A 20,807-nucleotide genomic window follows, 5' to 3' on the forward strand; every position below is an offset into this window, starting at 1 on the left:
TGAGTGCGACCGATACCGTTGCTGAAGGCGGTTCCATCGTTTACACCGCTACCCTGACCAACGCCGCTGGCTCGCCTGTCACCGTGACCTTGAGCAACGGCGCCGTCATCAACATCGCCGCCGGTGCTACCACCGGCACCGTGACCGTCGATGCGCCAACAGACGACGTCTATAAAGACGCCGGCAAAGTCGAAGTCAGCATCGACAACGCCACCGGTGGTAACTTCGAGAACCTGGTTCCGAGCACTACCCCAGCAGCGACCGATGTCACCGACACCATCGACAACACCACTGTCAGCATCACCGGCAGCACGTCGGTCACCGAAGGCCAGACGGCCACGTATACCGTCAGCCTGACGAACCCGGCACAAACCGAGGTGACGCTCAAGATCGTCTACAGCGGCACCGCCGCCGACGGCACGGACTTCACCGGTGTCTACACCGTGAAGATCCCGGCCAACGCCACCAGCGCCACCTTCAACGTAGCAACGCTGGACGACAAGATCACCGAAGGCACGGAAAACTTCGTGGTCAAGATCGACTCGGCCACCGGTGGCAACTTCGAACACCTGGCGATCAGCGGCACCAACGACAGCGTCAGCACCTCGATCATCGACAACGATGCGCCACCGGTACTCGACCTGGACGCCAACAACTCCAGCGGTAAAACCGGTGCCGATTACCAGGTAACCTTCACCGAAGGCACCACCGGCCCGGGCGTGTCCATCGCCGACACCGACCTGACCATCACGGACCCGGACAGCACCATGCTGACCGGCGCCACCATCGTGTTGACCAACCGTCAGCCCGGCGATGCGCTGAACCTGGGCAACAGCGTCAACGGCATCAGCATCAACGCCAACAGCACCGACGGCAAAGTCGTCCTGACGCTGTCGGGCAATGCGACGCTGGCCGACTACATGCAGCAGATCAAGAACATCAGCTTCATCAACAACAGCGAAGATCCGAGCACCGTACCGCGCATCATCACCGTGACGGTGACCGACGGCGCGAGCTACTCCAACACCGCCACCACCACCGTGAACGTGGTCGGGATCAACGACGCGCCAGTGACCACTGGTGGCTCGGTGACTGGCACCGAAGACACTTCGCTGGTCCTCGGCTGGTCGACGTTCGGCATCAGCGACGTGGACAGCGCCGCCGCCAGCCTAGGTGTGAAAATCACCGGGCTGCCGAGCGACGGCAAGTTGCAGTACCTGGACGGCGCAACCTGGAAGGACGCGGCCAACAACCAGACCTTCACCAAGGTTGACATCGACGCTGGCAAGCTGCGCTTTACCCCCGATGCCAACGAGTCCGGTGCCAACGGCAACCCGGCCGGCGTGGGCGATCAAAAGGCCGATTACGCACACATCAGCTTCCAGCCAACCGATGGCCAGGCGCTGGGCAATACCAGCACCGTGAAGATCGACATCACGCCAGTCGCCGACGCACCAAGCCTCAATGTGGCCGGCAACAACGTGACCTCCACCGGTTTGATCAAGGAAGTCTGGACCGGCCTGTCGGGCCTGGGCACCGATGGCAGCGGCGCGCCGTCCGGCACGCTCAAGTCGGTGATCGATGCCGCCGGCACGCCGAACAGCAGCACCAACGTGACCAACGTGCAGTCCGACAGCAACGTCAACCCGGGCACTGCGTCGAAAACCTCGGGCCTGATTTTCCTCGAAGCCGGCAAGACCTACACCTTCAGCGGCACGGGCGATGACAGCCTGCTGGTGACCATCGGCGGTAAAACCGCCGCGGCAACCACGTGGGGTGCGGGCGGCCAGTTGAACGGTTCGTTCAAGCCGACCACCAGCGGCTATTACACCCTGGACATCTACCACCACAACCAGTACGGCCCGGGCAGCTATGACGTGAACCTGTCGGTCAACGGCAGTACACCGGTCGACCTGAGCAGTGCCGGCGTGCCGCTGTACACCGGCGTGACCGACCTGGCGAATGCTGGCGTGACCGTCTCCGACCTGCACGGTACCAACGGCGAAGGCTACTACGACGGCTTCAAGCTCAACGAAGGCGCCGAAGGCACCAGCGTGAACCTGTCGAAGATCACCACCGCCCTGACTGACACCGACGGCTCCGAAAGCCTGAGCGTGAAGATCGGCGGCATTCCGGAAGGTAGCGTGCTGAGCGACGGCGCCGGCCATAGCGCGACCGTGGGCAGCAACGGCGAAACCTCGGTCACCGGCTGGAACCTGGGCAGCCTGACCCTGACCCCACCGACCTACTACAACGGCCAGTTCAACCTGACCGTGACGTCGACCTCCACCGAAGCCCTTGGCGGCTCGGCAACGAGCACGGCGCAGATCCCGGTCACCGTGTACCCGGCCACCTACAATGCCATCACCGCCACGTCGGGCAGTGACAACGTCACCGGCACCGACGGCAACGACATCATCATTGCCGACATCGGCGGGCTGACCGTGGTGCCGGGGGTCAATTACAACATCGCCTTCATGGTCGACAGCTCCGGCAGCATGAGCGACTCGTCCGTCGCAGCGGCCAAGACCTCGTTGACCTCGGTGTTCAACACCCTCAAGCAGAGCCTGGGCAGCAACGCCGGGACGGTGAATATTTTCCTGGCGGACTTTGACAGCCAAGTGAACAAGACCGTTTCGGTCAACCTCAACGATCCAAACGCGTTGACGTTGCTCAAGAACGTGCTGGACACGATGGTGTCTGGCGGTGGCACCAACTATGAGGACGTGTTCAAGACCACGGCAAACTGGTTCAAGAGCACGGAGGCCCTGGGCAATACCGACGCCAAGAACCTCACCTACTTCATCACCGACGGCCAGCCGACCTATTACCAATCCGGTGAGCAAACCAACCCAGTCCTGTACGGTGGCGTGAAGCTCGACAGCCTAATCAGCACGACCAACTATAAGTTAGGCCAGACGTTCAACGCCGACCTGGATAGCACACACCGTATCAAGGTCGATGAATCCGGCAATCTCACGCTGCTGACCTGGAAACAATCCTGGGGTGGCTACTGGAGCAGTGAGGAACTGGGTACGTTGCACGCCCAAGGTGACGGCACCTATGAACTGTCGTACCGCGACGGCAGCGGCAACAGCACGTCTTCGACGACTACCAGCAACTCCCTGAGCGCCTTTGCCTTGTTGAGCGCGGTGTCTGGCGTAGAAGCCATCGGCCTGAACAAGGACGTGACCCTGAACGACCTCAAGCCCTACGACTCGGACTCGACACCACAGACCAACATCGACCCGAGCAACCTGGCCAACTCGATCATCGGCCACACCGAAGCGACCCTGCCGGGCTCTGACACGGTCAATGGCGGCAACGGCAACGACATCCTGTTCGGCGACCTGGTGAGCTTCAACGGTATCGCCGGCGAGGGCCACCAGGCCCTCCAGGCCTTCGTCGCTCAACAGAACGGCGTGGACGTCAGCAAGGTCACCACCAGCAACGTGCACCAGTACATCACCGAGCACTACACCGCGTTCGATGTGTCCGGTGCCCACGATGGCAATGACACCCTGCTGGGCGCCGCCGGCAACGACATCATTTTCGGCCAGGGCGGCAACGACACGCTCAACGGTGGCAAGGGCAATGACATCCTGCTGGGTGGCACGGGTAACGACACACTGATCGGCGGCCAGGGCAACGACACACTGATCGGCGGCCTGGGGGGCGATACCTTTGTCTGGAAGTCCGGCGACACCGGCACCGACGTGATCAAGGACTTCAAGGCCAGCGAAGGCGACCGAATCGACCTGCGGGATCTGTTGCAGGGCGAAACCGGCAGCACCATTGACCACTTCCTGAAAATCAGCACGGTCGATGGCGTGTCATCGCTGCAGGTCAGCACTTCCGGCCAGTTCAATGCGACCAACGGTGCCGCAGCGACGCCGGACGTGACGATCAAGCTCGAAGGCAACAACTGGTCGAACGTGAACCTGAACTCGTTGATCGCCGGCAGCGACCCGACCATCAAGGTCGATCACAACAACAGCTGAAGCTGACACAAGACCGTGGCGAGGGAGCTTGCTCCCTCGCTGTAGGAGCTGCCGAAGGCTGCGATCTTTTGACCTTGGTCTCGATCTTCGCTTGAGACTCTACTGGTCTTGGAAAGATCGCAGCCTCGCTTCGCTCGGCAGCTCCTACAGCGCAACCCAGCGGGATAAGTGTTCATACTCCCCCGCAGTTGGCCTATGCTGCCCAGCATGACGCCGCTTCATATATGAGGGATGCCCGATGTTTTATGTGCAACGCAATGCACAAGGCCTGCTGGTGCGCGTAGAAGCCACCGCTTACGCCGAGGCCACCGAAACCTTGCCGGCCGACAACCACGAGATCCAGGAGTGGTTCGCCAACCAGGCAGTGGAGAACAGCCTCAAGCAGCTCAAGCAGAGCGACCTGGAGATGATCCGGGTACTCGACGACTTGATCCAGGTGCTGACCAGCAAAGGCGTGATCCGCGTCACCGACCTGCCGCCGGCGGCCCAGGCCAAGCTGATGGACCGCAACCAGGCCCGGGAAGCCTTGGGCGGGTTGAGCCGGTTGATCGATGATGATGAGAAGGGGTTGATCTAGGCTGCCCACGCCATTCCAGGCAATACACAGCACCTGTGGCCATAGACTGCTCCGCTGGCCTGCATGTAGGAACTGTCGAGTGCAACGAGGCTGCGATCTTTCGCCAGACATTTGAGCCCCAAGTGAAAGATCAAAAGATCGCAGCCTTCGGCAGCTCCTACAGGGCATCAGACGAACGGGACCAATCTCTGGGGCGTAGGCCATCGCAGGCCTGTCAGCCCGCCGCTTGCACTTCCAGCCGATCCATCGCCCGCTCCACCAACAGATGCACCCCATCGGCCATTCGACTGATTGCCAGGATCACGCTGCGGCGTGAGCCGTAGACGTCATCGGCCAGGTCGGCGGCGATGGCGCTGATGGACAGTAAGTCTTCGGAGGCATTGGCCAGGAGGGTTTCGGTGTCGATGTCTGGGGCGACCATGAAGAGCTGGGCGGTTTGGGTTTTTCCCGAGGCTTCATCGGTGGGTTTGGGATTGAGGTAATAGTCGAGGACGCGCTCGGCGGCTTCGTCGAGTTTTTTGGATTTAGAGGATTTGCTGGAGTTGTTGCCAGTGTTTTCTGGCGGATTCGGAGTTACTTTGAACATGTCGTGAAGCTCCATCTGTAGAAGTGGAACCGACACCCTTCGCTTGCACGCAAATGAGGTGGCAGTTGTACGCAGGTGTGCAAGACCGGGCAGACGGAACCCCGGCAGAATCCTTCTCACGAAGAAATCTCCCACGCACAACCGCCATAAAGCGCTTGCGCGTCATCTTTTAACCGGCTTGCACGCCAGTGTCACCGTTTTTTTCAGTGACAAACCCAGACTAGCCACGAGGCAGAAGCCGGCCCAGTCGAAAGTAACCAAAGCGCTTCTGCCACCACTCGGCACCTCGCTTAGGCTCGGTGTGCCCCAGATCAAAAACAAAAGCGAGGCGGCCTTATAGCCGACCTGGTTCTTGATGGGGACCGTGTTTCTCCTGTGGGAGCGAGCCTGCTCGCGATAGCGGTGGGTCTGCTTGCATCAATGCTGAATGTGCCACCTTCGCGAGCAGGCTCGCTCCCACAATGGGATCGGAGTACGACCGGAAGAGCCAGGTCGGCTATAAGGCCGCCTCGCTTTTGCTTTTGATCTGGGGCACACAGAGCCTAGGCGAGGCACCGAGTGGTGGGGCAAGCCTTTTTTGCTTACTTTTTTTGGCGTTTGAAAAAAAGTGAGCCGCCGTAAGGGCGGAACCATTAGCAGCCGTTACCGCAGAAACGGATATGTACTCAGTCAGAAAGATAAAAGACCACCTCACCCCCAACGCTTAGGCTCACCCACCAACTGCCCCTGAACCCCAAACAACCCCATCTCCCGAATCACCGCCAGCTCCCCTTGCGTCTCAACCCGCTCGGCAATCAAGGGCAAGTCGATACTGTGAGCCGCGCGCTGGATCGCTTCGATGAACAGACGCTTGTCGCTCTCCTGGTCAATCGCACGAATATAGCTGCCATCGATCTTCAGATAAGCCAACCCCAACCGCGACAAGTTACCGATCATGCTGAAACGCCCACCAAAACGCTGCAGGCTCAGAGAGAAGCCCAACTCACGCAACTGCCGAGTCAACTGCTCCAGCACCGCCTGCTCCGGCAGTTGCTCTTCACCAATCTCCAGGGTCAAGCGCGGCCCAAGGTTGGAATGCACCCGCAGGATTTCAAAAATCTTGTTCAGCGCCTGCGGATCGGCCAAGGTCGCCGAGGACAGGTTCAGCGCCAGGGATTGTTCGTGCCCGGCCATTTGCTTGAGCACTTGCTCGAGCATCAAGCGGTCCAGGCGCGCGGTCCAACCAAAACGCTCCAACCAAGGCAGGAAGCGCCCGGCGGGGATGGTATGGCCCTGCTCGTCCAGCAGCCGCGACAGCACTTTGTAATGCAGCACCACTTGGATGTCCTGGGCGGCCACCACCGGCTGGAAGTACAGTTCGAATCGCTGATGATTCAAGGCCTGGTCGAGCAGCGTGTGCCAGGCATGGTGATCATCGCCGACGCTGGCCACCGCGCTGTGGTCCAGGCAGGCCCATCCCGGCTCGCCCTGGCTTTCGGCCTGGGCCAGGGCCTGGTCGCCGAGCTGGAGCACCGCATGCGGTGAGTCGCCATGGACGAACGGCGCCAGCCCGATGGAGGCCACCGACGCCACATCCGTCGCGCCGGTCGCATGCAGGCTCGCCAACGCAGCCTCAAGATTCTGCGCCAATTGCAGCGCTTCCCCACGCACCAACCCAGGTGCCAGCACGGCGAATTCGCCACCGCGAATACGCGTGACCAGGTTGTGGGTCTCCGGGTAGCGGGCGCACTCTCGCTGCAATTGCTCGCCCACGGCCTGGAGCAACTGGTCGGTGCGCTGCCCGCCCAGGCGCTGGTTCAAACCGGCCAGGTCTTTGACCCGCAACAACAGCAGATAGCCGGAACTGGCCTGCTCCGGGTTGCTCACCCGGGCATTGAGCTGCATTTCGAAGTAGCGCCGGTTGGCCAGGCCCGTGAGGTTGTCCTGATAGGACTCAACCCGCAGTTTCTCGCTGCGCTCGGCCTGTTCCTGGAACAGCGCCTTGAGCTTCTCGACCATCTGGTTCATCGCCTGCACCACGCGGCGCAGTTCAGGCGTGCGCGGCAGCTCCGGCAGGCTCAGGAACTCGCGACGGGCGATGGCATGGGACTGGTGCACCATGTAGTCCAGCGGCTTGAGTTGACGACGCAGCAGCAAGGCCCCCAGCACCGCGCTCACGGCGCCACACAGCAACAGCCAGCCCAGGCTGCCCAGCGCGCTCTGCCACAGCTTGGCGAGGGCGAACATCGGGTGGCTGACCACTTCGACCCGCGCCGCCTGCTCCCAGCCACGGCTGACGATGGCATCGCCTCCGGCCGGTTCCAGGCCGATCAGTTTGACGAACCATTGCGGCACACTGCCGGCGTCCGGCGTGCCGGTGCGCTCGACCAGGGTCTTGTCGGTGGCCACATCGACTACGCGGATGCTGGCGTAATAGCCGCTGTCGAAGATCGAGCTGACCATCAGTTCCACCATCGCCGGGTCGTCGATGTTCGGCGTCAGCGACAACGCCAGCGCCGTGGCCGCGTCCTGGGCGTGGGAGCGCAACTGGTTGACGTATTGGACCCGCGAGCTCTCCAGGCTGACCATGAAGCTGCCGCTGAAGGCAACCACCAGGAACAGACAGATAGCGATCAACAGCTGTTTGAACAAGGACATCTGAGCGCGCGCTCCTAGTTAGTCGTCTCGACCGGAAAACCTTCGGCCTGCATTTTCTTCAACACATCCTGCCACCGGGACAGGCGCTTGGTATCACCCACTTTCTTGTTGCCCTTGGCGCCCGGCAGCCACAGCCCTTCGGCATTGAAAGAGTAGACCGGGAGCAAGTCGGTTCGCTGGCTGGCCGGCAGGATGCCGTCGATCAGGCTGTCGAGTACCAGTGGCATCGCCTCGGGCGTGGCGTAATAGGTGAGCACCATGTGCGCACGGTTCTGCCGCAAGGCCTTGACGTAGGTGATGCGCAGCTTGTCACTGGAGACCCCGAGATGACGCAGGCTGAAATACTTGGCAATGGCGTAGTCTTCGCAATCGCCAGCCCCTTTCCACAAGGCCTGGATCGGGGTTTCCCAGTAGTCGACCTCGCGCCACAGGTCGATGTCTTCCACGTAGCGCACCTGTTTGTTGAAAAACAGGTTCACCACCTTGAGTTGTTCCCGTTCCGGGATCTGTTTCTGGGTCGCCAACAGTTGCTGCCATGCGTCGATCCGTTGCTGACCTTGACCCAAGGGACCATATAACGCTTGCGCCCGTCGGCTGATCTGCGCAAAGTCCCAGTCAGCCTGCAAGCCACCCAGCATCAGGCCGGCCAGCAACAATGCCGAACACAGCCAGCGCAAGGACCTGAGAACAGGGAAAGGTGCAGCCAAGGGAATACGTCCGAAAAGGGCCGTTGGAAATTCATTGGATGGTGACGCTTGGCCCACTAAAAGACAATGGCAAGGTGCAATCATCGCAGGCAGACTAAACTTTAGCTCAGGAACCTCCGGTCGAGAGATTTTGACGGTTCGCTAACCTGTAACTAACGTGTGCCTGGATCCAATTTTCACTACCAATCAGGGTGCGTTGTCGTGACACAGAAGCCCAAACCCTTAAGCACTATCCCGATCAACGGTCCCATTCCCGCAGATCAGGCACGCTCGATCATCGAAAGCTCTCTGCGCGAGGCCATCCTCGACGGACGCCTGCCCAGCGGCACCGCCCTGCGCCAACAGGAACTGGCCGACCTGTTCGGGGTGAGCCGCATGCCGGTCCGCGAGGCGTTGCGTCAGCTCGAGGCTCAGTCGTTGCTCAATGTGGTCCAGCACAAAGGTGCCGTGGTGGCCCCGCTGATTACCAGCAATGCAGTCGAGACCTACGCCCTACGCGCAGTCTTGGAAGCATTCGCCTTGCGCTTGTCCATTCCCCTGCTCGATGGCGACGACCTGACGCTGGCGGCCCAGTACATCGAGCAGTTGGAAGTACAAACCGAATACGCTGAAATCGCCAAACTCAATCGGCTGTTCCACCTGTCGCTTTATCACAAGGCACCCAACGCCAAGCTGCTGGACCTGATCGAGCACGAACTCAATGAAGAAGAGCGCTTCTTGCGTTTTCATCTCTCGTCCATGGGGCTGGGCAAGCTGACCCAGGACGATCACCGCGCCATTCTCGCCGCCGCGGCGGCCAGGGATGTCGATAAAGCAATCGCCCTGCTGGAGCAGCATCTGGAAAAAGCCTCCGTCACCATGCGCCGGTATCTGGAGCAGACAGGCCACTGACCTGCCGTCGGCCAACCGGCCGGCGTAAAATTTTCTTACATATCCCTCCTACGTTTCTTGCCTGCCCTGGTGCGGCCCAGCCGTGGCTGCGATTCGCCACAGCATCAGTTCAATGGCACTGCCGGCGATTTACGCTCACTCTTGCGTCCATCGATTCAAAAAACAGACTCGCAGAAGTCAACGCCTGGCTGAGGCCTGGCGAATCGAAGCCAGTACGCAAGGAGCGTCGTCCAACCGGCGGGATGATCGGATGTCCGACCGACGTCCTGCCCATAACATAAAACTTCTCAATCCCCGATCCCTGAAGTGCTCCGAGTGAGGCATTCACTCGAACTATTCGATTCTGATACCCCTAAATCGGAAGGAGCCTCTTCGTCTCAATAAAGCTTATTTAATAAGTTTTAAAAGCCCTCTTCGCGCCCAATAAAAGCCCAACTTTAAATAATCAAAAAAGGCACTTGCAACTTACTTACTCGATGTATTAGTTTTTATTCGCCGCGTTACTTACGGCCCTTTCGACTTGCGACAAGCTCAGCAAATACAGGCATCAAAAGCTGAATTAACGATTAACAGAGAATGCTTAAGCCCCTTGGGCAATTCATGGATTCCGGTTCAGGCACCCGCTCGCCCTCATTAACTAACGAGCCGCCTTCCGGACAAAACATCATTGATGAGGACGTTCCAATGCAGCCATCCAAAGAACAACTATCTCTGAAGCTATCGCTACAAAAACGCGAACTTGGCCAACACCCGGTTTTTTCCGAGATTACATCAATCGATCTGTTACGCCGCTTTATGGAAAGCCATGTCTTTGCCGTCTGGGACTTCATGTCGCTGACCAAGCGACTGCAACGCGAGCTCACCTGCGTCCACCTGCCCTGGCTGCCGCCAGCCGACCCGCACGCGGCACGCCTGATCAATGAAATCGTGCTGGGAGAAGAGTCGGATGACCGCCCCGGCGCAGGCTATTGCAGCCATTTCGAACTGTACCTGGACGCCATGCGGGAAATCGGTGCCGATACCCGCGCGATCGAGCAATTCATCACCCTGCAACAGGAAGGCGTCAGCCCCGAGACTGCGCTGGACAGTGTCGATGTCGAACCGGCGGCGGCACGGTTTGTCCGCCAGACCTTGCACACCGCCCTGCACGCCCCGGCCCATAGCGTGGCCGCCGCCTTCGTGCACGGTCGCGAGAGTGTCATCCCGCAGATGTTCCAGCGCATGTTGGACGCTTGGGGCATTGGCCTGGATCAAGCGCCGACGTTTCGTTATTACCTGCAACGGCACATCGAAGTCGACTCCGAAGACCATGGCCCGGCGGCAGAAAAGTTGTTGGCCCGGCTGATCGATGGCGACCCGCAGCGCGAAACCGAAGTGCTGGCCGCCGCGCTCGCTGCCGTACACAGCCGCACAGCCTTGTGGGACGGCTTGCGCCAGAGCATGGCCCAGCCGGTTGCACAGGTGACGCCATGAACGCCGTCGACTACCAATCCTTCGCCGACGCTTGGGAGACCCGCGCCACGATCCGTACCCGGCCACGGCGCCGGGTCGAAGACGACGACAAGCTGATCTTCCCCATGAGCCGCCAGCCGCTGGTGCACAGCCAGACCTTCCTTAGCCACTGTCCGCAATTGCGCGACTTTGTGCTGGTGCAGAGCCTCTACAAGTTCATCAACGACGTGGTGATTTTCGAGACCGAGTTGGTCGACCACACCGCCCGGCGCATCGCCAAGAACCGCTTCGGCATCGAGTTCCCATTCGCTTGCCGCTACGACGCAATGACCGTGGTGGTGGACGAGGATTACCACGCGCTGGTGGCGATGGACTTCATGCAGCAGACCATCGACATGACCGGCATCGCACCGATCCCGTTGCCTGGGCAGATCGAACTCAGCCGCGCGATACCGGCGACCCTGGCCCAGGCGCCGGAACATTTGCTCAGCGCCGTGGAACTGATCTGCATCGCCATCGCCGAGAACACCGTGACCAACGAAGTGGCGGCTTTCGCCCGGGACGACTCAGTCAAGGCCTCGATCAAGGGGCTGATGGCCGATCACTTGCTCGACGAGGGCCGGCACTCCGGTTTCTGGACGCGACTGGTGCAGATTTACTGGCGCACCGCGCCCGAAGAGGACCGCGCGGCGATTGCGCGCTTGATGCCCGGCTTCATTGTCCAGTACCTGGCGAGCGACCTGCAGCAAGCGTTCGACTTCCAGCTGATCGCGCACCTGCCCGTCGACGAATCGGTACGCCAGTCGCTGCGTGAAGACGCCAGTGCGCTGGCCTACCCCATCAATCGTTTTCACCCATTGGTGGGCAACATCACACGCTTTTTCCGCAGCAGCTCGATGCTCGCGTCCCCCTGCGTAAACGCCGCCCTCGCTGATTACCTGACCCCATGAGGACCTTTCGATGAAACGCCTCGAAATTGCAGTGCCTGGCACCAGCCAGGCCATGGCCGAACTGGCCCGGGAACTGGAGCTGCACGGCCACGGCATCGTGGATCGGCAATCGCCGGCCAGCCACGGCGCGGTCGACCTGTTGATCGACGACGGTACGACAGCGCGAGCCATTGAAGCCCGCTCATGTCTCCAGGTGCGCGTGGTGCTGCGCACGCTGCCCGGCGAGGTATTGCCGCAACCGGTGGTGATATTCCGCGACGGCGCGCAGCGGCTGTTATGCCAGGAGGTGATTGCGCCGCAACCCGATGGCAACGGTCAGTCCCTGCGGTTGCGTACGCTGACGACAGTGGTCGAGACCGGCGCACGGCTGGTCAGCCAGTTATCCCGGGATGACACCTGCTTCGATCACTGGCCGACAGTGCACGCTGACGCTGTCGACCCACCTCTGCTCGGGCTCGATGCGCTGGAGCCGCTGGCGTTCGAACACGGCCTCAATCGGCCGCCAGTACCCTGGCTGCTGGCCGCCGCCGACGTGCCGGTGATGCACAGCATCGAACAGCGCATGCTCGACGACGCGACGCAACCGGCCCTGTGGCTCGATGGACAACTCATCGACTACAAATCCCTGCGCCGCCTGGCGCTGAGGTTGCAACAGCCGATGCTGGAAATACTGCAGGGCGCCGGACCGGTAGGAGCAACAAGAGCAGGACCTGTGGGAGCAAGGCTTGCCCGCGATGAAGACACCGATGCTCTCAAGCAAACCGCGTCACCGGTCATCGGGGGCAAGCCTTCCTCCCACAAGGTGATCGGTGTCTGCCTGCCCAAGTCCGCACACCTGTATGCGGCGATCCTGGCGGTGCTGGGCTGCGGGGCGGTGTACCTGCCGCTGGACCCACAGCACCCGGCGCAACGTCGACGCTTTATCCTGGAAAATGCCCAGGCAGACCTGCTGCTGCACGACGGCGACAGCGACCTCGGCGACCTGGCGTTGCCAACGCTGAATGTCCATCAACTGCCGGCGCCCATGCCGGGCATCCCGGCCTCGCTGATTCGCCGTACGGTGGACAGCGACGAACCGGCCGTGGCGATCTACACCTCCGGCACCACCGGCCAGCCCAAAGGCGTGCTGCTCAGCCACCGCAACCTCAGTCACTTCTGTGCCTGGTACGGCGACTACGTCGGGTTGCAGCGCGACAGCCGGGCGTTGCAGTTTTCCACCATCAACTTTGACGCGTCGCTGCTGGATATCCTGCCGACCTTCATCCACGGCGCCTTGTTGGTGGTGCCCTGCGAAGACCAGCGCCGCGATCCGCAGCAATTGGTCGCTTTGATTCACCAGCAGCACATCAGCCACGCCTTTCTGCCGCCTGCGCTGCTGAGCGTCATGCCCCTTGATGCACCGCTGGGCCTGGCGCACCTGATCACCGGTGGCGATGTCTGCGAGCCGTTCGTCATCGAACAGCTTGCACCACAATGCCGGTTCCACAACATTTACGGCCCGACCGAAACCACGGTACTGGCGACCACGCGACAGTTCGCCGGCGGCGACAACAACCGCAACCTCGGCGCGCCCATCGCCAATGGCCGGGTGCTGATCCTGGACGAACAACGGCAACCGGTTCCCCAAGGTGTCCCCGGCGAGCTGTACATCGCCGGCCCGGGCGTCGGGCTGGGTTATTTGAACGACCCGACGTTGACCGCGACGCGCTACCTCGACCTGACGCTGCCCACCGGGCAAGTGCTGCGGGTCTATCGCACGGGTGATATCGGCCTGTGGACCGACAACGGCATCGAATTGTGTGGCCGGCGCGATAACCAGGTGAAAATCCGCGGTTTTCGGGTAGAACCCGAGGAAATCGAGCACTGCCTGCGCGATAGCCAGTTGTTTCGCCAGGTGGCGGTGGGGGTCGATGAACGGCGGCGAATCCTGGCGTTCCTGGTTCATCCAGAGCACTCCGGCGACGCCCTCCAGGCGCTGCGCGAGCATGTGCAGAACAGCTTGCCCAGCTACATGCACCCGGCCGCCTACGTCGAATTGCCCAGCCTGCCCTACACCAGCAACGGCAAGGTCGATCGCCGGGCCTTGCTCGCCATGGCGGTGCAAGTGCAGGTCGATGGCCAGCGACGCCAGCCGCAGAACGCCCTGGAGACACAATTGCAGCAATTGTGGGCCGAGCTGCTTGAACTGCCGGTCGAAGACATCGCCACCGACGAAAGCTTCTTCAACCTCGGGGGGCATTCGATCCTGTTGTCGCGACTGCTGCTGAGCATCCGCCAGACGTTCGGTCGCAGCCTGTCGATCAACCGCTTCATCGAAGCCCCGACGCTGATGACCTTGGCCAAGTTGCTGGACGACCCGGAACACAGCAGCGCATCGATCCTTAGCCCCCAAGCCTTCATCGATGCCGAGGCCGAGCTCAACCTCGACCCGCTGCCCATCAGCCAATGCGGTGATGTGCACAAGGTGGTGGTGACCGGCGCCAACAGCTTTCTCGGGGTGCACATCGTCGAAGCACTGCTGGCCTGGGGCGCCACCGAAGTCGCGTGCCTGGTGCGCGCGAGCGCTGAACACAGCGCGGCCGAGCGCTTCTCCCAGGCCCTTCAGGACAATCACCTGACCCACCTGGACCTGGAGCGCGTCAGTGTGTACGCCGCCGACATCACCCAACCGCAATTGGGCCTGCCAGACGACGTCTACACCCGCATCGACCGCACCTTCGGCGCGCTGGTGCACAACGCTGCCCACGTCAACCATGTGCTCGACTACGAGTCCCTGGCACGGGACAACGTGGAGCCGATCTTCGAATGCCTGCGCCTGTGTGAAGGGCGCAGCAAGAAAATCTTCAATTTCGTCTCCACGCTTTCTGCCTCCAGTGCCCTGGACGCCGACGGCCAGGTGCTGGAACAGCCTGCCGCCGAGACGCCGCCAATCTACATCAAAAACGGCTACAACCTGTCCAAATGGGTCGGCGAACGGATCCTGCAGCGGGCCCGGGATCGCGGGGTGTGGGTCAATCTGTTCCGTCCCGGCAACATCAGTTTCAACAGCCTGACCGGGGTCTGCCAGCCCCACAAGAATCGCTTGATGCTGATGATCAAGGGCTCGATCCAGCTCGGCCAGGTGCCGGAGCTGTCACTCAACTTCGACCTGATGCCGGTGGATTTCCTGGCCCGCTTCATCGCCTTCCACGCCAGCCGATACCAGCCGACGCAAGCGGTGTTCAACCTGCACAACCCACAGCCTTTGAGCTGGGACGCTTATGTCGCGTCGTTCCGCGACAGCGGCCGGGAGTTTTCGTTGGTCAGCGTCGCCGAGTGGCAACAGCAATTGGCTCGGGTCGATGCCGACAATGCGTTGTTTGGCGTGTTGGGTTTCTACCTCAACGGCTTCGAGGAAGACATCGGCGACATCTCGTTGATCAGCCATGACAACGCCCGCGCGGGCGTGCGGCAGATGGGCGCCAGCTACCCGGAAAAATCCCCGGCCCTGCTGCGGCGCGGCGCCGATTATCTCAAGGCCATCGACTTCATCTGAAACACCCTCAACCCAAAGCAAGGAGCAAGACCATGAGTGCATTTCAACCCGACACCCTGATCAAAAAACCCCATGCCTGCCAGGTGGAAACCTCGGTGGAGGTCGCGGCTGACGCCGCGCGCGTCTGGGACGTGGTGGGTGATTTTGGCGGATTCGACCGTTTCATCCCGGCACTGGAACGCATCGAAATGACCGGCGAGGGCGTGAGGTCCCTGCGCAAGAAATTCTTCCGCGATGGGCAGAACCTGGTGGTGGAACAGCTCAACAGCCGTGACGACCAGGCCATGCACATGACCTGGACGCTGATCTACAACACCCTGGGCATCGACAACCTGTGGGCGGCCATGCGCGTCGAACCCCTGGCGGACAACCGCTGCCGCGCCACCTGGACCATCATCGCCGACCACACCGACGCCCACACGCCATCAGGCTTCAGGGATTTTCTCCAGGGCTTTGCCGATGAGGCGATGGGGAATGTGCAGGGGATGTTCGCCAGGGCGTAGCCCGCTCCAAGGAGGCCCTGAAACTCAGGGCCACCACCAATCCCTGTGGGAGCTAGCCTGCGTGCAGGACCTGTGCAGGAGCCGCGTAGGAGCTGTCGAGTGCAACGAGGCTGCGATCTTCCCTAGAACACTTGAGTCTCAAGCGAAGATCGAAAGATCGCAGCCTTCGCCAGCTCCTACAAGGCGCAGCCGAGCGAGGGCAAGCGCCCTCGCCACAGGCGGTTGGGTCAGATCTTGAAGCTGTCCACCAGTTGCTTCAGTCGGTTGGCCTGTTGCGACAAGGCATCGCAATCCTTCAGGGTTTCATTGAGGTTGGCCACGCTTTGCTGGTTCAACAGGTTGATGTGGCTGACGTCCATGTTGAGGGTTTCAACCACTGCGGTCTGTTCTTCGGTCGCAGCAGCCACCGACTGGTTCATACCGTCGATTTCACCGATGCGCTGCGTCACGCTGACCAGTCGCAGGCCGGCCTGGTTGGCCACGTCCACGCTTTCTTCGCTGGACGTCTGGCTGGCGTTCATCGTGCTCACCGCTTCACGGGAGCCGACCTGCAGCGAGGTGATCATCTTGTGGATTTCTTCCGCCGATTCCTGGGTGCGGTGCGCCAGGTTGCGCACTTCATCGGCCACCACCGCAAAACCACGGCCGGCTTCACCGGCACGGGCTGCTTCGATGGCCGCGTTCAAGGCCAGCAGGTTGGTTTGCTGGGAGATGCCCTTGATCACGTCCAGGATGTGGCCGATGTTATCGGTGCTGGCGTTCAGGGTTTCGATCTGGGTGCACGAAAGGCTGATCTTCTGCGACAGCTCGGTCATGGCCTGGATGGTTTTTTCCACCACCTGGCGACCGTCATCGGCCTGCTCGCTGGCACCGCTGGCATGTTGCGAGGCATCGGCAGCATTGCGGGCGATTTCCTGGGTCGCGGCGCCCAACTCGTTGATGGCCGCCGCCACGCTGTTGGTGCGGGCGCTCTGCTCATCCGAGCCGACGAGCGACGCATTGGACGAAGTCATCACCCGCTGCGAAAGGTCATGCACCTGGCGGGTGGCGGAAGACACTTCCGAGATCGACGCGTGAATCCGCTCCACGAACTGGTTGAACGAACCACCCAGCACCGCGAATTCATCCTTGCCCTGCACCACCAGGCGCCGGGTCAGGTCACCTTCGCCCTGGGCGATGTCCTGCATGGCGCGGCCCATGGTGGTCAACGGACGCATCAGCACCTGGATCAGCAGGCTCAGCAACAACGCAATGGCCGCCACCGCGACAAACATCGCAATCAGCGCAGACGTGCGGAACTGGCTCAACGGTGCGTAGGCCTTGGCCTTGTCGATCGACAGGCCGATGTACCACTCGGCGTTCGGCAAGCCAGTAACTGGAGTAAACGAAAGGATACGGTCCTGCCCGTTCAGCTCAACCTCCTGGATACCCTTGCCAATGCGCACCGGGGTGCCGGGATAGATGTCCTTGAGGTTCTTCATCACCTGGTCTTTATCCGGGCTGACGATCACCTGACCGTCGCCGCTGACCAGGAACGCATGGCCCAGACCACCGAAATCCACGGAGTTGATGATTTTCACCAAGGTTTCCAGGCTCAAGTCGCCGCCCACCACGCCGAGCAGTTCGCCGTTGTGCTTCACCGGCAGGGCAACGGTCACCACCAGTCCACCCACCGCCGCCAGATAAGGCGGGGTCAGCATGGCTTTATCAGCGGTCACAGCCTGTTTGTACCAAGGGCGTTGGCGCGGGTCATAGCCGTCAGGCATTTTGGCGTCCGGGCGTTGGGTGAAGACACCGTTGGCCTGGCCCACATAAGTGAACTGGAAGTTCGACGTCAGCGCCGGCTGATCGACCAGCCCTGGCAGATCAGCCGCAGCCCCCTGATGCGCGATGTTTTGCGCCAGGTTTTCCAGCACCAGTATCCGGCCACTCATCCAGTTCTGGATGCTGCTGGCCGTCAGGTCACCGGATTGCTCGATGGACGACTCAAGACTGCTGCCGATGGTGTTGCGCTGCAAATAGTCGTTGTAAAACGTGAAGAGGGCAAAAGCCAGGACCACCACACCAGAGGCGGCAAGAAGGATTTTGTGGCTGAACTTTAGATTCATCGATGGGGCTTCTTATGCAAGGAGTGGGGGTGCATTCCAGGTTTTCAACGTTCCATGTAGCAGCGCAAGCGGTTATCACTCCGCTCCACTTTGGTGCACGCATACCAGTCTTTCGGCAAGCCTTTACAAATAATTAGGGATTCGAAGAAATAGGCGACGGGAGGGCATGGCGGGCGAGCGCTGGTTGCACATTCGCCGACGGCTGGGCACGGTCGATTTGAAGGACGTGGGTGTGCGCCTGAACGCAAACAACCTGATGAACGCAACCTACGTCGCCTCGTGCGCCAGCCGGAGCTACTGCTACATGGGTGAAGAACGCAATGTGGCGGCGACGGTGAGCTATCCGTTCTAAGGCGCCCGCTGGGCTCTGTAGGCGCTGGCGAAGCTACGATCTTTTGATCTTTCGTTTGGGGTTGGGATTTAAGCGTCAGGGGGAAGATCGCAGCCTCGTTGCACTCGACAGCTCCTACATAGCTCCTACGCAGCTCCGATACAGCGCTTACCGTTCAGCGCGCGCAAGCTCCCGCGCCCCACCCTCTTGCCGCACAAACCGATTCGCCCGGCCAAACGTACCGAAATCATTGAACCGCACGCCCATCTCCCGCATCACCTTGTGGGCCACCGGCACCGTCAGTTGGCGAATGTAGAACGGCTCCTTCACCACAAAATGATGAATGCCATGGCTGCTGCCGAAGTTGAAACAGAACGCCTGCAACGGCCACAGCCACCAAGGGTTGAGCACCTGGGTCTGCTGGATGACATTGCCCGGCTCAATGTCGCCGTAGTAGTGCATGTTCGAGCTGACCAAATGCAAGCAAAAGGTGCGCAACACGTTCGGCCCGATGATCACCACCGCAGCGATGTCGATCGCCTGCATCATCGCCAGTGTGGTGGCCGACCAGTCGATTGAAGTGCCCAGCAGACTGGCGATGCCATTGGCCCCGTGGAAACCGAGAAACACATACCAGGCGCCCCAGTGCAGCAACGCCAGCGGGAAGTACACCTTCAGCGTGCGTTTGAGAATGCTGCGTTTGTGCGCCCAGGTCTCGGCCCGCAGCAGGCGAATGAAGGCCGACATCACGTTATCGCCGACCATCAGCAACCGTGCCAGTCCCCAGGGTTCGCCGTTGGTGATGGCCCGCTCCTCCATATCGGCCTCACTGCCGGACACTTTGTGATGGTTGAGGTGCAGGTGGCGGCGGATCCAAGGATTGATCGTGCTCGGCCGCGCCAGCCAGACCAACCCCATCATCAGGTTGTGGGGCAGGCGCTGCTTGCGAAAATACATGCTGTGGATCAGGTCGTGTTCCAACTCGTGGGTCAGCGAGGCAAAAAAAGCGTTGAGCAACAAGCATGCCCACCCGGCCAGGTAACCGTTGATGTAGAGCAGCGCCGAACCGATCATCCCAGCCAGGGCGAACGCCAGGATACCCGCGCCCAATGCATCCTGGTGGCGCAGGATCGGATAGCACCGACGCAATGCTTCGCCCCGGGCCAAGACCACCTGGCGAATATGGGCCGATCGTTGTTGTGCATTCAATCGCTCGGGGCTTGCGTAAGTGCCGTGCATGGCTTACATCCTCTGTTATCGATGTGCTCATCCTGCCGGGCGTAGTCCCCTGGGGTGGTAGCCGTAAACGCCAACCTGTTGACCGCAAGCGCCAATCGTCATGACTGAGCCAACCTCCCTCGCCAGCTGGACCCGCGCCCTGCGCAAACAGCTCGATGCGCTGGGCCTGGACAGCCACGCCCTGTGCGTCGAGGCCGGTCTCGACCCGCAATGGATGGACGACCCGAACGCCCGTTACCCGCTCTCGGCCACCACGCGCCTGTGGGCGTTGGCGGTGCAGGCCAGCGGCGACCCGGCGATTGGCCTGCGGGTGTCGCGCTTCGTCAGCCCCACTACGTTTCACGCACTGGGCTATGCCCTGGTGGCCAGCGCCAGCCTGCGAGAAGTGTTCGAGCGGATCGTGCGCTATCACCCGGTGGTCAGCGATGCGCTGACCTTGCAATTGAGCCGGGGCGAAGACCGCTACCGCTTCCGTCTCGATGTGCCCCAGGGCCGTCCGGCACCGGCCTTTGAAGCCATCGACGCGTTCGCGGCGATTTACGTGCGCACCTGCCGCAACCGGCTCGGCCGCGATTACGCACCGCTGGCGGTGTACCTGCGTCGCCCGGAACCGGCGGACCCCAGCCCCTGGCACAAGGTGTTCCGCTCGCCGGTGCATTTCGGCGCCGCGCAGGATTGCCTGGAGTTCAACCTCAGCGACTTCGACAGCCACCTGGACGACGCCAACCCGGAGCTGGCCGAACACAACGAAGCCGTGCTCGAACGCACCCTCGCACAGCTCAAGCCACTGACCTGGGAACGCAAGGTGCGCGCAGCCATCGAGGCCCAACTGCCCGAAGGCGAGCCCAGCGCCGAACGCATCGCCCAGGCCATGCACCTGAGCCTGCGCAGCCTGCAACGGCACCTGGCCGACGAAGGCTGTCGCTTCGACGCACTGCTCAACGAGTGCCGGGAGAATCTGGCGCTGCTGCACCTGCGGGATCCGAATTGCTCGCTGAGCGAAGTCAGTTATCTGCTGGGCTTTGCCGATGCCAGCAGCTTCAGCCGCGCCTTCAAGCGCTGGACCGGGATGACGCCGGGGCAGTTTCGGGATGGGTTGCGCTAGGGCTTTGCAGCGCCTGGGCGGGCCCTATCGCACAGACAACCCAAGACCCGTCGCTCGACCTGTAGATACCGTCTTGCCCCTCATCGAGCAAGGGCAAATTTTGGGTCAAATGGCTGACCCGATTTGAGAACGGCGTAAACGAAATGTAGTAGCTTGCGCATCGCTGCACAGATGATCTGCTTGGG

Annotated in this window: 13 protein-coding genes and 1 pseudogene; 8 read left to right on the forward strand and 6 right to left on the reverse strand. The window is 61.2% G+C overall.

Annotated elements, in window-relative coordinates:
* The coding region (locus AACY31_RS26995; RefSeq protein ID WP_339505420.1) for an immunoglobulin-like domain-containing protein at nt 1-4,001 on the forward strand (4,001 nt) is incomplete at its 5' end.
* Nucleotides 4,002-4,239: 238 nt separating this feature from the next.
* The gene (locus tag AACY31_RS27000; RefSeq protein ID WP_339482857.1) at nt 4,240-4,578 is read left to right on the forward strand and encodes a tryptophan synthase subunit beta; all 339 of its coding nucleotides are present in this window, start codon (nt 4,240-4,242) and stop codon (nt 4,576-4,578) included.
* A gap of 214 nt (nt 4,579-4,792) precedes the next feature.
* On the opposite strand, the gene AACY31_RS27005 is transcribed toward AACY31_RS27000, so the two are convergent.
* The 3 genes from AACY31_RS27005 to lapG form a co-directional block, all read right to left on the reverse strand.
* Nucleotides 4,793-5,164 (reverse strand): DUF6124 family protein, encoded by a 372-nt coding sequence (locus tag AACY31_RS27005; RefSeq protein ID WP_339482858.1) that lies wholly within the window; start codon nt 5,162-5,164, stop codon nt 4,793-4,795.
* 690 nt (nt 5,165-5,854) lie between these two features.
* Nucleotides 5,855-7,801 carry a cyclic di-GMP receptor LapD gene (gene lapD, locus AACY31_RS27010; protein ID WP_339505422.1) on the reverse strand — a complete coding sequence of 649 codons (1,947 nt, stop codon included), beginning with the start codon at nt 7,799-7,801 and terminating at the stop codon, nt 5,855-5,857.
* 14 nt (nt 7,802-7,815) lie between these two features.
* Nucleotides 7,816-8,508: a cysteine protease LapG gene (gene lapG, locus AACY31_RS27015; RefSeq protein ID WP_339482862.1), complete on the reverse strand. Its 693-nt coding sequence runs from the start codon at nt 8,506-8,508 to the stop codon at nt 7,816-7,818.
* A gap of 201 nt (nt 8,509-8,709) precedes the next feature.
* Between lapG and AACY31_RS27020 the strand changes: the two genes are divergently transcribed.
* The 5 genes from AACY31_RS27020 (at nt 8,710) to AACY31_RS27040 (ending at nt 15,839) form a co-directional block, all read left to right on the forward strand.
* Nucleotides 8,710-9,399, forward strand: a complete 690-nt coding sequence (locus AACY31_RS27020) for a GntR family transcriptional regulator (RefSeq protein WP_339482864.1) — start codon at nt 8,710-8,712, stop codon at nt 9,397-9,399.
* A gap of 684 nt (nt 9,400-10,083) precedes the next feature.
* A complete protein-coding gene (locus tag AACY31_RS27025) occupies nt 10,084-10,872 on the forward strand; it encodes a DUF3050 domain-containing protein (protein ID WP_339482866.1) in 789 nt (262 codons plus the stop codon).
* Nucleotides 10,869-11,801 carry a diiron oxygenase gene (locus AACY31_RS27030; RefSeq protein ID WP_339492942.1) on the forward strand — a complete coding sequence of 311 codons (933 nt, stop codon included), beginning with the start codon at nt 10,869-10,871 and terminating at the stop codon, nt 11,799-11,801. The genes AACY31_RS27025 and AACY31_RS27030 overlap by 4 nt, the downstream gene beginning before the upstream one ends.
* A gap of 10 nt (nt 11,802-11,811) precedes the next feature.
* The gene (locus tag AACY31_RS27035) at nt 11,812-15,336 is read left to right on the forward strand and encodes a non-ribosomal peptide synthetase (RefSeq protein ID WP_339505424.1); all 3,525 of its coding nucleotides are present in this window, start codon (nt 11,812-11,814) and stop codon (nt 15,334-15,336) included.
* Between the two features lie 32 nt (nt 15,337-15,368).
* The gene (locus AACY31_RS27040; RefSeq protein ID WP_339482870.1) at nt 15,369-15,839 is read left to right on the forward strand and encodes an SRPBCC family protein; all 471 of its coding nucleotides are present in this window, start codon (nt 15,369-15,371) and stop codon (nt 15,837-15,839) included.
* A 227-nt stretch (nt 15,840-16,066) separates the two neighbouring features.
* Here the strand turns inward: AACY31_RS27040 and AACY31_RS29130 are convergent, their stop codons facing one another.
* From AACY31_RS29130 to AACY31_RS27050, 3 genes and pseudogenes are all read right to left on the reverse strand, one after another.
* On the reverse strand, nt 16,067-16,852 hold the full coding sequence (locus AACY31_RS29130) for a methyl-accepting chemotaxis protein (protein WP_445261582.1): 786 nt from the start codon (nt 16,850-16,852) through the stop codon (nt 16,067-16,069).
* Nucleotides 16,853-16,921: 69 nt separating this feature from the next.
* Nucleotides 16,922-17,947: pseudogene (locus AACY31_RS29135) on the reverse strand (HAMP domain-containing protein); the annotation flags it as partial.
* Between the two features lie 499 nt (nt 17,948-18,446).
* On the reverse strand, nt 18,447-19,517 hold the full coding sequence (locus AACY31_RS27050) for a fatty acid desaturase (RefSeq protein WP_339482872.1): 1,071 nt from the start codon (nt 19,515-19,517) through the stop codon (nt 18,447-18,449).
* Between the two features lie 100 nt (nt 19,518-19,617).
* Here AACY31_RS27050 and AACY31_RS27055 point away from each other — a divergent pair, with 100 nt between their 5' ends.
* On the forward strand, nt 19,618-20,622 hold the full coding sequence (locus tag AACY31_RS27055; RefSeq protein WP_339482873.1) for an AraC family transcriptional regulator: 1,005 nt from the start codon (nt 19,618-19,620) through the stop codon (nt 20,620-20,622).
* Nucleotides 20,623-20,807: the final 185 nt, after the last annotated feature.

Origin of the sequence: Pseudomonas sp. RL_105y_Pfl2_101, assembly GCF_963970585.1 — a bacterium.
In the GTDB taxonomy this organism is placed as follows: domain Bacteria; phylum Pseudomonadota; class Gammaproteobacteria; order Pseudomonadales; family Pseudomonadaceae; genus Aquipseudomonas.